This is a genomic window from Burkholderia sp. 4NA327C6 (assembly GCF_005502655.1).
Lineage (GTDB): Bacteria > Pseudomonadota > Gammaproteobacteria > Burkholderiales > Burkholderiaceae > Burkholderia > Burkholderia contaminans.
Genome location: NZ_SCNZ01000095.1, coordinates 1 through 11,275 on the forward strand (window position 1 = coordinate 1; position 11,275 = coordinate 11,275).

Here is an 11,275-nt window from a genome sequence, read left to right on the forward strand (position 1 = left end):
GGCGTTCAATCTCGATGACAGTCAATGCGCGGGTTTGAATCATTATCCGTGGGACCTTGTGCATCAAGAACAATCAAATGCGAATAATGATCCTTCGCAAAGTGATGTTTCTGTGGGCACGCCTTCAACGCCGCCAAAGCGCGGGTTGCTGAAACGTCTATTCGGAAAATGAACGTCCCTTTCGGATCGGGCCCGGAATTTAGATCGCAATGAAAACAATAAACCGAATGGCGGTATTGCCGTTGACGGTACTCGTGTCACTGGCTGCACATGCTCAGCAGGCCCCCACGCCTGCTGACCGCGCTGCTGCCGCGCGCGCGAACGCGGAACAGGACCGACAAGCGCAGCAGCAACGCGACGCCCAACAGCGCGAAGCCGAAGCGGCTTGATGCGACGGCACGCGGCATCAGTTGCGCGCAATGTTCCTGGTCAACGTCTCGACGGTCAGATTTTCGTCTCGCGGCCTGCCGACGCCTGCGTCGAACGGGTAGCCCGTCCGCTCGCCCGTTCGCCTATAGCCGCGGCGCAGGTAGAAGTCGATCAGTTCGTGGCGCACCGACACGACGACCATCACGGCCGTTCCGATCCCCCAGTGGCGAACCGCGAACTGCTCGGCCTCGTTCAGCAACGCCTTTCCGAGCCCACGATCCTGCATTGATGGTGCGACGGCCAATGTGCCGATATAGGCCACGTCTCCGGCTTTCCTGACTTCGATGCAGCCGGCGACGCCGCCGTCGATCTTGGCGACGAGCAGGACTGCGTCCGGTGCATGCAGCGTCGCGGCGAGCTGTGACGACGTAATGCGCGGGCCATCGATCAATGATGCTTCATGTGTCCATCCGGCGGCATCCGTCGTCGGGCGGTACGCAGCGTTGACCAGTTGGACGAGCGCGTCGACGTCCTGTTCGGTCGCTATCCGGTAGCTGGCGGCGTGCTTGATCGCGCCTGTCGGTTCGTCCATTGGAGCCCTCGGTGTTCGTTGCTGCGACTTGTTCTGCACGTCATGTCGTCCATGGATAGACGAACGATCGGCCGGCATCGGTATCGGTGCGACCGAGCAACCGGCAATCCACATTTCGCGTCGCGCTGACGCGTTCGCGCCAGGCCACCGGCACTATCTGCTGATGCGGTCCGTGCCGAACGGGCCGATCTCAACCCCTCCTACTTCCGACTCGTGCAGTCGCTCGGGACGGTCGGCACGACGGCGCAGCGGTTCCTGCGCGTGCTGATCGGCGTCGGCATGGGTGGGACTCGGATGCGTGGTCGCGGGCGTGGCCGCGATGACGCTGCCGTCACGGCAGCGCGGGCAGCCACGCACCTGACAGCGGTCACGAAACACGCCACGCATTGATCTCCGCTGTCACGCTGCGATCAGCTGCTTCCGCTCCCGCGCACCACACGCATCAAGCCGTCAACGTCACCGACAGGCTGCCGAGTTCGCCGAAGCGTACCGTCAGCGCATCGCCGAGCGGCACGTCGATCGCGCCCGCGTACGAACCGGTCGTCACGATCTGCCCGGCGCGCACGGCGTCGCCGCGCGACGCGAGGAAATTGACGAGCCATACCAGCGGCTTCAGCGGATCGCCGTCCGGATGGCGGCCGTCGATCGCGCGGTTCAGCGCGCCTTCGAACGTCAGCGCCAGCGTCTCGAGCGGCACGTTCAGCCCGTCGGGCACGACCGGGCCGACGCACAGCCCCTGATTGAATTGCCCGTCGGCCAGCAGCTCGAACTTCGATGCGCGCGTGGGTTCCGCGTAGCGGCAACCGAGCACTTCGAGCACGATGCGCACTTCGCGGATCGCGTCGCGCACGTCCTGTTCGTCGTAAGGCTGTTCGCGCGCAGGCAGGTCGCGATCGAGCACGAACGCGATTTCCGGTTCGATCCGCACGATCGGGCCGCCGACGACGCGGTACGGCGCGTCGGCCTCGCGGATCGTCGACGCGAAGATCGGCGCGAGGATCACGCGGTCGGGCGGCGGCAGCGCGCATTTCCAGCCGCCGACGGGTTCGCCGAGCAGGTCGGCCACGCGCTGCTGGATCGCGAGGGCGGTCTCGACGTTCTCGGGGCGCAGCGCATCGGGCAGCAGCGGGCCGGGCGAGCCGGCATGGCGGGCGGCGACGAGATGCTGGGCGGCGCCGTCCACGCGTTCGGTAGTCGTTGTCATGTCGGTTGAGCGAGTTGAAAGTGGGCCGGCAAATAAGGGCCGGACGAAAGTCGCACATTCGATGATAGCGCTTTCGGCACGATGACCGCTCGATCCCGCCGCTTCGGCTTCCGCGTCGGGCAGGTTGGCGACCTTGCCGCAAGCGAGCGGTATTGGCATCACGTCGCGGCGCTTTGCCGCACGGACGGTGTCCGGTCGACCTTGATCGCCATCAACATTCGAACCAGCCAACCGCCGATGATGGTGACAAGGCCGCGCGATCAGCCGCGCGGCAACTCACCCCAGCGAGGTTCGCATGTACAAGAAGATCATGGTGGCCGTCGACGGCAGCGCGTCGTCGAAGCAGGCGCTTGCCGAGGCAGTGAAGGTCGCGCTGGCAAGCGACGCACACGTCAGCGTCGTGTATGTGGTGGACAAGTCGGTGCTGTTCACTTACGCGGGCCGTTTCGATCCGCACGCACTGGTCGAGGAGATGCGCGATGACGGGCGCAAGGTGCTGCGCGAAGCCGAGCAGATCCTCGCGCGGGCCGGTGCGAAGGGCGAGGCAGAACTCGTCGAGACCGAAAGCATCGGCGAGGACATCGCGGAGCGCCTGCAGCGCTACGTGAAGGAAGGCGCGGTCGATCTCGCGGTGGTCGGCACGCATGGGCGGCGCGGGATCCGGCGCGTGCTGCTCGGCAGCGTCGCGGAGCGCTTCGTGCGCGGCTCGAAGTGCCCGGTGCTGCTGATTCGCAGTGACGATCACGACGCAGCGGCTACCGCCGCGGCTGCTTGACGCGGCGCGCGCGATGATTCGCCGCCAGTCCCGGATCGTCGTCGCGGCGATCGCGGTGTTCGTGTCGCTCGCGGGGATGATGGCCGTCGTGTCGGGGCTGCTGTTCGACAACACGATGGCGCTGCGCGGCGGCGCCATCGCGCTGGTGGTCGGCGTGGCCGGCTTCGTCGTGATGCTCAACCCGGGTGCGAAGGGCGAGGAGTGATGGAAGCGAGCGTGGCCGGCCTCGTCCGGTGAAGGTGCCGGACACGGCCGGCCGCCGCGCGCCCCGTGCCCCGCGACAGCCGCTGCAGCGCCAGGCATCCGCTTGCATGCCCGCTCGCGTCGCCGGCTATTCGCTTGCCGTACCCGGCGCCTTCGCGCCATCGCTGCCCGAGCGGGATCGCCAGCCGTTTCAATGTCTCCGCCAGGTCGGCGTTCTCCGGCTGCACCTGCCGCGCCTGCGCGAACGCCTCGCGCGCTTCATCCCGGCGCGCCAGCTTCCACAGCACTTCACCCTTGTGCGTCAGCCCGCTTGCATAGGCTTCGCGTGCATCCTTGTCGATGTCGCCGTCCTTCGCGAAGATCGCGATCGACCGGTCGAACCAAGTCAGCGCGTCGTCGTTGCGACCAAGGCGATACAGTGCCCAGCCCTTGCTGTCGAGCGCATACGCGTCGTCCGGCGATTTCGCGAGGCGCGCATCGATCATCGCCATCGCACGATCGATCTTCAGGCCGGCATTGACGAGGTCGTAACCGACCGTGTTCAACATGCGATCCGTGAAATTGCCCACCTCGAGCGCAGTGTCGATGCGGCCTTCGTCCCGTTCGGCAATCGCCAGCGCGACCATCTTGGCCGCGATCTGTTGCCGGAGTGCCCGGCCGAGATGCTGGCCGTCGGCGACCAGGCTGCCGAGGTACTGCGTGTAGAGATCGGGCACGCCCGGATTGCCGGCACTGTTGGCGATGTCCGCGGCAGGCCCTGCGCACCAGTCGGTGTCCGTGGGGATGCGCAATACCGTGGGGTGCAACCAGAGCTTGCGGTCCTCGTGCGATTGCGCGAAGACGGTATAGCCGTTGGCGTCGATCTGCCCGCAGGCCAGGTAGGCGCCCGTCACGTCGAGTACGTATGAGTAACGGCCGTAGGGTCGCCCCGTATCGATGTCGATCACGCGGAACGTTCCGCCCATGTCGCCTTCGCCGACGATGGGCTGAAGCGCCCACTCATGCTCGGGATGACGGGCGGGCAGGCGGATCCGCACCGTGCGTCCGGCGGCATCGGTCGTGCCGAACACGACGCTTTCGCCGCCTTTTTCATGAGGCGGCAGCCCCGCGATCACCTGCCCGGGCAGCAGCAGCCGGTAGCGCGCATTCGGCAGCGGCCGGTGCGTGACGGGGTCGCGCAGCACGAACCGGTGAACGTAAGCTCCGGTTCCGAACGACGCGGTCGGCGCGACGTAGGTGCGTGCGTAGGCGGCGGGCAGCGCGGTGCAGCTCAAGGCCGCGGCAACGAGCGCGGCGACAAGGCGGGATGTCATGGAATGGCGGTTCTTGTTGGTAAAGGCGTGATTGACCGACGGCCGGAAATGCATTGGACGACCCACGCGGCCTTTGATATCCGGCTGCGCATACCGAGACGGATGGCCGGATCGCCCAGCGCAATTCAACGCGGAACCCGCCCGTTGCAACGTGATGCGAGGAAGCAGCGAACGGAGGCCGCGGGAATGCAGTGCGGAGCATAGCAGGGCGCGTCGGGCGTCCTGCGTGTGAACGCGTATCTCGTCCTGAACCCTGCGCGCGACGTACCCGATCGCGCGCGCTTCTGTCAAACTCGCGGTCATGAAACCGCGCCTCGCCTCACCGCCTTCCTCCGATTCCACCCCTGCGCCCGCAGGCTTTCCCGATGCCGACGAACTGGCCGCGCTGCGTGCGTGGTACGCCGGCATGACCGTGCGTCAGGCTGTCGAGCGTTACTTGCCAGATCGGCTCGGCGAAGGGCGCTCGGCGCGCGGCGTGATCGGAGCCATTCGCCGCCGCCTCGTGCGCGTCGCGCGGCAGGTGGGCCGGCCCGATCTCGCGGAGCGGCTCGGTCATGCCGACGGTGAGCGTCTGCAGCAAGCGAAGGCGGCGGCCGAAGCGATCGGCCTGCTGCGTCATGCGCGTGCGCCGGTCCCGCAGATCAGCGACGACGTCGGCCTGTGGCTGCCCGCGCGTGCGGTCGTTGCGCTGCGTGCGCACGGGATCGCGACGCTCGCCGATCTCACGGTGCGGATTCCGCGCCGGCGCCAGTGGTGGCGTGCGATCGCGGGCCTCGGCGTGACCGGTGCGCGGCACATCGAGGCGTTTTTCGCCGCGCATCCGGCGCTGACGGAGCGGGCGCGTGCGCTGATCGCGGCGACGCCGCGCGGCGCTATCGTGCCGTGGGAGCAACTGAAACTGCCGCACGAGGTCGACGGCTCGGCCGGCACCTTCCGCGCGCCGCGCGCAACCAGCACGCTCGATGCGGACAACGATTACGCGGCCGTACACGCGTGGCTGTCGCTGCACGAATCGGCCGCGACGCGGCGGGCGTACCGGAAGGAGGCCGAGCGGCTGATCCTGTGGGCGATCGTCGAGCGCGGCCGCGCGCTGTCGTCGCTGACGACCGAGGATGCGGTCGCGTATCGTGCATTCGTGCGGCGCCCGACGCCGCACGAGCGCTGGGTCGGGCCCGTGCGGCCGCGCGGTGCACCGGACTGGCGGCCGTTCTCGGGCGCGCTGTCCGCGCGCTCGGCTGCATACACGCTGTCGGTGCTTGGCGCACTGTTCCGCTGGCTGATCGAGCAGCGCTACCTGCTCGCGAATCCGTTCGCGGGCGTCAAGGTGCGCGATACGCGCGGCGCGACCGTACTCGATACGTCGCACGCGTTCACCGAAGGCGAGTGGCTGCTCGTGCGCACGATCGCCGACGGGCTCGAGTTCCGCAAGGCCACGCCGGCCGCGCCGCAGTCGGGCTGGACGCCGGCCGCCGCGCAGCGGCTGCGCTTCATTCTCGATTTCGGCTATGCGACCGGGCTGCGCGCGAGCGAGCTGGTCGGCGCGACGCTCGGCGACATCGAGACCGATGCGCACGGCGACGCGTGGCTGAAGGTGATCGGCAAGGGCAGCAAGGCCGCGCGCGTCGCGCTGCCGCCGCTCGCGCGCACGGGGCTCGACCGTTTCCTGGTCGCACGTCGGTTGCCGGTCACGCCGTCGCGCTGGCGGCCCGATACGCCGCTGATCCCGAGCCTCGCGGAAGACGGCGCGGCCGCGATCACGAGCGTGCGGCTGTGGAAGGTGATGCAGCGCTTCTTCGCGCAGACGGCCGATCAGGTCGAGGCCGACAACCCCGCGCTCGCGCAGAAGCTGCGGCAGGCAAGCCCGCACTGGATGCGCCATACGCATGCGACACACGCGTTGGCGCGCGGCGCGGAGTTGACGACCGTGCGTGACAACCTGCGCCATGCGTCGATCTCGACGACGTCGATCTACCTGCACGGTGACGACGTGAAGCGCGCGCGGCAGATGTCGAGCGCGTTCGCGGCCGACAAGTAGCCGTGTCGTGCCGTCGGCGCTGCGTCCGGAGAGAGGGCGCGGTTGCAATCGGCCGCGCGGCGCCACGTGTTGTTCAGTGGCCGCCGGCCGCTTGATCGCCGGCCGTCCCGTGTCGCTCCCCCGGCACGTCGGCGAAGCCCGTGTTTTGTGAGGCGCTATCGGATGGTTCGACGCACCGTCATGCAACTGCCAGCGATGTCGGGCGAGGGCGGGTGATCGAGATCGCACGTGCCTGAATGCGCGCGCCACCGACCAGGGCGACGCGCCGCAGCATTTCCCGAACCAGGCGGAACGGTCGGCGGCATGCCAGGGTCATAACCACTTTTCCGGGAGTAGCGAATGGCATCGAGCCAAGGCACCGTTGATTTCATCGTCGAGCAGATGGCGGCGGCCGGCACGGTATCGGCGCGCAAGATGTTCGGCGAATACGGCATCTATTGCGACGGCAAGATGGTCGCGCTCGTCTGCGACGATCGGTTGTTCGTCAAGCCGACGGCCGAAGGCCGCGCGTTTCTCGGCACGTGCGAAGAAGGCCCGCCGTATCCGGCCGCGAAGCCGCACCTCGTCATCGCGGGCGAGCGCTGGGACGATCGCGAATGGCTGTCGGCGCTGATCCGGATCACCGCCGCGCAGTTGCCGGTGCCGGTGAAGCGGCGCCGATAACGGCGCGTTCGGATGCCATGTTGCGCTGCGGCCAGGCGTATTCTGTGACACATGTGCGCGACCATCGCGCATCCGGCGGGAGCACAAGAATGAAGACATCCGGACATTCGCGCGGCACGTGGCTTGCTCGCCGCGCCCGGCGCGCGCTCGTCGCGGCCCTGTGCGCGGGCTGGAGCGCGCTGTCGTTCGGCGCAGACGATGCGGCGACACTGCTCGAGCGTTACCGCAGCCTCGGCCCGCAACTGAAGGACAACGCGTTTCATCGGCCGCTGGTCCTCGAATCGGCGGAAGCGTCGTCGTCGCTGAAGGGCGACATCTACGCTGTGGTCGACTATCCGTACGCGGTGGTGAGCGGCCAGCTCGACGATCCCGCGCAGGGTCCCGCGAACTGGTGCGCGGTGCTGATCCTGCACCTGAACACGAAGTATTGCCACGCGTCGACCGGCAGCAACGGCCCGGTGCTCGACGTGAACCTCGGCCGCAAGATCCAGCAGAAGCTGCCGGACACCTACCGCGTGCAGTTCCGCTATCGCGTGGCAACCGCGACGCCCGACTATTTCCAGGTCGACCTGACCGCCGACAGCGGCCCGATGGGTACGAAGGATTACCGGATCGCGCTGGAGGCCGTGCCGGTCGGCGCATCGCGCACGTTCCTGCATCTGACGTATTCGTATGGCTTCGGCACGGTCGGCCGGATGGCGATGAAGACCTACCTCGCGACCGTCGGCAGCGACAAGGTCGGCTTCACGACCGTCAGCGGCGGATCGGCCGCGCAGCCGCAGTACGTCGGCGGCGTGCGCGGGCTGCTGGAGCGCAACACGATGCGCTACTACCTCGCGATCGACACGTTTCTCGCGACGCTCGACAAGCCGCTCGACCAGCGCCTCGCGCGCTGGTTCGACGCGACCGAACAGTATCCGCAGCAACTGCACGAGGTCGAGCGCGGTGCGTATCTGCAGATGAAAGCGCAGGAGGTGCAGCGGCAGCAGGCGGCGCGGTAGGCGGTGGCTGCTGCCGCATGGCCGCTCAGGCGAGCAGCCCCGCGACCACATCGACGATCCGCTGCAACAGCGCTTCGTCGTAAGGCAGCCACGGCACCGCGCGCAGCGGCGACGGCGGCGGCTCGATCGCGGGTTCGACGGGTTCGCCGTCGCGCATCACGCGACCGGTCGCACAATGCACCGACCACGCGCCGACGCGCACATGGCGCTCGTCGAGCGTCACCCGGCCTTGCGCGATCGGTTCCGCGAACACGAGCGCGAGCACTTGCTTGCGATGCCGCGCCATCGTGCCGAGCGGCAGGTCGGACAACCGGTGCAGGCGCTGCTCGCGCTCGTTTCGCGCGGCGCGCTGGCGCACCGGATCCGCCAGCGTGTCGGCCGCGCGCGTCGCTTCATCGTCGAGCGCGAATGCGGCGACGCTGACGAGCAGGTCGACCGCACGCGCCACCTCCGAGAACACGACGGGATCGATTTCGCCGATCGGCGCGGCCATCCAGCGCCGCTCGCGCCTGCGTTCGACGTGCAGCCGGCCCGACGTGCCCTGGCCGTCCGTGCCGGGAAAGAGCCGCGCGGCGACGCTGAAGGTTGCGCGCACGTCGCCGAACTCGCGCGCGAGGCCGTCGTCGTACGCGCGGATCGACCAGCCTTCGCGGCGCGCGACGCCGATCAGCGGGCGGCTCGCGAGGACATGACCTTCGAACATCGCCGAATGACTGGTCGCGGTGTCTTCGTCGGCCGGCACGTAGAACTCGCGGAACGCCTGCCGAACGGGCTGCCGGATCGCACGGCCGACGATCGCGCGCTGCCACGCGAGCCGCTCGTCCGCATCGGCCAGCAACGGATGCCAGAGCCGGATCTCGCTGTCGGCGTCGAGCCCGCATACCGCGCCGGCCGCGTCGCGCAGCACGACCTTGCCCTTCGCGACGTCGGGCATGAACGAGACGGTCGCGCCGTCACGCGCGCGTGCCTGCCAGATCGTGCGGGTCGAGAACGCGGCGCCGGCCGGCGCATCGACGAGGCGCTCGCGCCATTCGGCATGGCCGAGCGTCATCGACTGCCAGAAACCCGCTTCCATGCAGGTGGCGAGCATCGTGAGCTGCTTCTTGTCGGGCTTCGCGTCGAGTGTCATGCGCAGCGCGGTGTGCGGCCGTTCGCCGAGCGCGCGTTCAGCCGGCTTCAGGTTACGCGCGAGCTTCTTCTGCACGCCCGCGTGACGCACGGTGGCCAGCGCATCGCGCAGCGCAAGCACGCTCTCGGGTGTCGGGATCGTCTCGACCGCATGGCCGAGCGCGATCGCGAGCGATTGCGACGGCGCGGTTTTCGCGGCGGTCGGCGCGACGCACACGCCGGTCAGCAGCGGCCCGATCAGCGGGGAGAGCCACGGTGCGTCGCGATAGGCCGCGACGCGTGCCGCGCGCGCGACGACCTGCGCGTCGTCGGTCGTGAACGCGCGATCGGCCTGATAGGGGACTTCACCCGCGTGAATCGCGGCGACGTGCCGCGCGGCTTCGGTCAGCGTGTCGCGCGCGAAGTCGACGTAAGCGGGCTCCTCCGCGAGCGTGGCGGCCGGATCGTCGGCGTTGAACCACAGCCGCTTCGGCGCGAAATAACCGTCGTTCGTCGCGGCCAGCGCGAGCAGCGCCGCCGGCCCGAGTTCGGGCAGCACGTCGAGCTCGCGCACGCGAAACGGGGAATCGGTATTCAACTGCGCATACGCATCGCGCAAGGCCGTGATGTCGCGCCGCCCGGCGAACGACTGGAGCGCATATTCCCCGTACACGGAGAGTCTTTGCAGGCCGTCGTTCTGCGGTTCGTCGAGGATGCGCGCGAGTTCGGCCTGCAGCGCGGGCGCGGGCAGCGCGTCGAGACACGACAGTTCCTGTAACGCGCGCTGCCATGCGCCGGCCGGAATGTCGCGGAACAGTTCGAGCGCGGCCTCGGCATCGACGAGCGGCGCGAGCTCGAGCGCATCGATCCGGGTGCGCAGCCAGCGCGCGAATTCGGCGCGCGGATCGTCGTACGCGTAGTCGTGCTGCGCGACGTGTTCCTCGGTGCGGCGCAGCGCCGGCCACACTGCGCCGAGCGTGTGCGCGTCGAGCGTCGACAGGTCGAGCGGCGCGCCGGTGAAGCGCGGGTGGTCGGCGGTGCCGGTCAGTCGAGCGACGAGCGGGTCCACGATGGGCGGCTGGACAGATTGGGTCATGATGTTCGGCGGCCCTCGCGTGGCGGCATCGGATCGTCTTGGGTGTGGTGTTTGGCGTCAGCGCGGGCGCAGCCGCTCGACCATCTCGTGGATGACGATATGGCGGATCGCGCGCAGCAGGTGCATTTCGCCGCCGAGCGTCGCTGTGTTACATCCCGACGGCGAAATTCAGGAAGAAACCGTGCGATCGACGAGTTTTTGGCGGGCGATAGGCGGAATTGTATGAAAAACCGTGTGATCGCACAGTTTTTGTTCCCGATTTGCCCGGCAACCTGTCCCGCCACGGAGTGCACTCGTCACCGCTGTCCTGCCGTTCCGTAAAGTCACGAACCTCCGTCCGGCGTCGCGGCGTGTGATTTGCCGGCATCGCGGCCCATTTCATAAGACGTACAGTTCCCCCGCAATGCGCGAATCGCGCCGAACTGTACTCTTGTTCGCGCGATCGATGTGTGTACTCGTCGCCAACTGTTCTGCTCTTAAGATTCCATCATCAAGTGCACAGTGCCGCAGATCCAGTCGTCCCGGAACCCTGTCGGCGCATCTTCAAGAGAGAGCCAGTGCGATGGAAAAGGCAAAACCGGAGGGAAGGATCAGGAATCACGACGGCCCGGTCGGCGGGCGAAACACGGGCGTGTCCGACGCAAACGGCAGCGCGGCACAGCTGCACAGCTGCACAGGCCGGCGGGAGGCACGCGATGAAACTCTATGAAAAACTCGCGGACGACATCGAGCGCCTGATCCGCCAGGGCGTGTACCGGCACGGCGACCGGATTCCGTCGGTGCGGCAGGCGAGCCAGCAGCACCGGATCAGCATCACGACCGTGCTGCACGCGTATCTGCTGCTGGAAAGCCGCGGGCTGCTCGAAAGCCGCCCGCAGTCGGGCTATTTCGTGAACCTGCGGCGCGACGACGGCCA

At 68.1% G+C, this 11,275-nt stretch carries 10 protein-coding genes and 1 pseudogene; 7 read left to right on the plus strand and 4 right to left on the minus strand.

Features of this window, described 5'->3' with window-relative positions; all coding sequences use genetic code 11:
• Positions 1-406: 406 nt before the first annotated feature.
• On the minus strand, positions 407-1,039 hold the full coding sequence (locus FFS49_RS41190) for a GNAT family N-acetyltransferase (RefSeq protein ID WP_171026917.1): 633 nt from the start codon (positions 1,037-1,039) through the stop codon (positions 407-409).
• A gap of 123 nt (positions 1,040-1,162) precedes the next feature.
• Here FFS49_RS41190 and FFS49_RS42855 point away from each other — a divergent pair.
• A pseudogene (locus FFS49_RS42855) lies at positions 1,163-1,322 on the plus strand (EamA/RhaT family transporter); the annotation flags it as partial.
• Positions 1,323-1,403: 81 nt separating this feature from the next.
• Here the strand turns inward: FFS49_RS42855 and FFS49_RS41200 are convergent.
• Complete coding sequence (locus FFS49_RS41200; RefSeq protein ID WP_039362712.1) at positions 1,404-2,165, minus strand: fumarylacetoacetate hydrolase family protein; 762 nt, start codon at positions 2,163-2,165, stop codon at positions 1,404-1,406.
• Positions 2,166-2,460: 295 nt separating this feature from the next.
• On the opposite strand from FFS49_RS41200, the gene FFS49_RS41205 reads away from it, so the two are divergent.
• Together FFS49_RS41205 and FFS49_RS41210 are read left to right on the plus strand one after the other, a co-directional pair.
• Positions 2,461-2,940 carry a universal stress protein gene (locus tag FFS49_RS41205; RefSeq protein WP_039362713.1) on the plus strand — a complete coding sequence of 160 codons (480 nt, stop codon included), beginning with the start codon at positions 2,461-2,463 and terminating at the stop codon, positions 2,938-2,940.
• A 13-nt stretch (positions 2,941-2,953) separates the two neighbouring features.
• Positions 2,954-3,145 carry a DUF2964 family protein gene (locus tag FFS49_RS41210; protein WP_071336349.1) on the plus strand — a complete coding sequence of 64 codons (192 nt, stop codon included), beginning with the start codon at positions 2,954-2,956 and terminating at the stop codon, positions 3,143-3,145.
• Here the strand turns inward: FFS49_RS41210 and FFS49_RS41215 are convergent.
• Positions 3,117-4,760, minus strand: a complete 1,644-nt coding sequence (locus FFS49_RS41215; RefSeq protein WP_224755647.1) for a tetratricopeptide repeat protein — start codon at positions 4,758-4,760, stop codon at positions 3,117-3,119. The two genes, FFS49_RS41210 and FFS49_RS41215, sit on opposite strands and share 29 nt — an antisense overlap.
• Between FFS49_RS41215 and FFS49_RS41220 the strand changes: the two genes are divergently transcribed.
• The 3 genes from FFS49_RS41220 (at position 4,759) to FFS49_RS41230 (ending at position 8,156) form a co-directional block, all read left to right on the plus strand.
• Positions 4,759-6,492 (plus strand): site-specific integrase, encoded by a 1,734-nt coding sequence (locus FFS49_RS41220; protein ID WP_105817786.1) that lies wholly within the window; start codon positions 4,759-4,761, stop codon positions 6,490-6,492. The genes FFS49_RS41215 and FFS49_RS41220 overlap by 2 nt on opposite strands.
• A gap of 339 nt (positions 6,493-6,831) precedes the next feature.
• Complete coding sequence (locus tag FFS49_RS41225) at positions 6,832-7,155, plus strand: TfoX/Sxy family protein (protein WP_046546746.1); 324 nt, start codon at positions 6,832-6,834, stop codon at positions 7,153-7,155.
• Between the two features lie 89 nt (positions 7,156-7,244).
• Positions 7,245-8,156: a hypothetical protein gene (locus FFS49_RS41230; RefSeq protein ID WP_105817787.1), complete on the plus strand. Its 912-nt coding sequence runs from the start codon at positions 7,245-7,247 to the stop codon at positions 8,154-8,156.
• A 25-nt stretch (positions 8,157-8,181) separates the two neighbouring features.
• Here FFS49_RS41230 and FFS49_RS41235 read toward each other — a convergent pair whose 3' ends face one another.
• On the minus strand, positions 8,182-10,359 hold the full coding sequence (locus FFS49_RS41235) for a DUF4132 domain-containing protein (protein WP_105817788.1): 2,178 nt from the start codon (positions 10,357-10,359) through the stop codon (positions 8,182-8,184).
• A gap of 695 nt (positions 10,360-11,054) precedes the next feature.
• Between FFS49_RS41235 and FFS49_RS41240 the strand changes: the two genes are divergently transcribed.
• Positions 11,055-11,275, plus strand: a 221-nt coding sequence (locus tag FFS49_RS41240) for a winged helix-turn-helix domain-containing protein (RefSeq protein ID WP_137910486.1), incomplete at its 3' end; no start/stop codon positions are given.

Bases quoted from the DNA above. Each gene is read 5' to 3' on its own strand.
- FFS49_RS41215 (WP_224755647.1), bottom strand. From the start codon at position 4,760: ATGACCGCGAGTTTGACAGAAGCGCGCGCGATCGGGTACGTCGCGCGC.
- FFS49_RS41235 (WP_105817788.1), bottom strand. From the start codon at position 10,359: ATGACCCAATCTGTCCAGCCGCCCATCGTGGACCCGCTCGTCGCTCGA.
- FFS49_RS41220 (WP_105817786.1), top strand. From the start codon at position 4,759: ATGAAACCGCGCCTCGCCTCACCGCCTTCCTCCGATTCCACCCCTGCG.
- FFS49_RS41225 (WP_046546746.1), top strand. From the start codon at position 6,832: ATGGCATCGAGCCAAGGCACCGTTGATTTCATCGTCGAGCAGATGGCG.
- FFS49_RS41230 (WP_105817787.1), top strand. From the start codon at position 7,245: ATGAAGACATCCGGACATTCGCGCGGCACGTGGCTTGCTCGCCGCGCC.
- FFS49_RS41190 (WP_171026917.1), bottom strand. From the start codon at position 1,039: ATGCCGGCCGATCGTTCGTCTATCCATGGACGACATGACGTGCAGAAC.
- FFS49_RS41205 (WP_039362713.1), top strand. From the start codon at position 2,461: ATGTACAAGAAGATCATGGTGGCCGTCGACGGCAGCGCGTCGTCGAAG.
- FFS49_RS41200 (WP_039362712.1), bottom strand. From the start codon at position 2,165: ATGACAACGACTACCGAACGCGTGGACGGCGCCGCCCAGCATCTCGTC.
- FFS49_RS41210 (WP_071336349.1), top strand. From the start codon at position 2,954: ATGATTCGCCGCCAGTCCCGGATCGTCGTCGCGGCGATCGCGGTGTTC.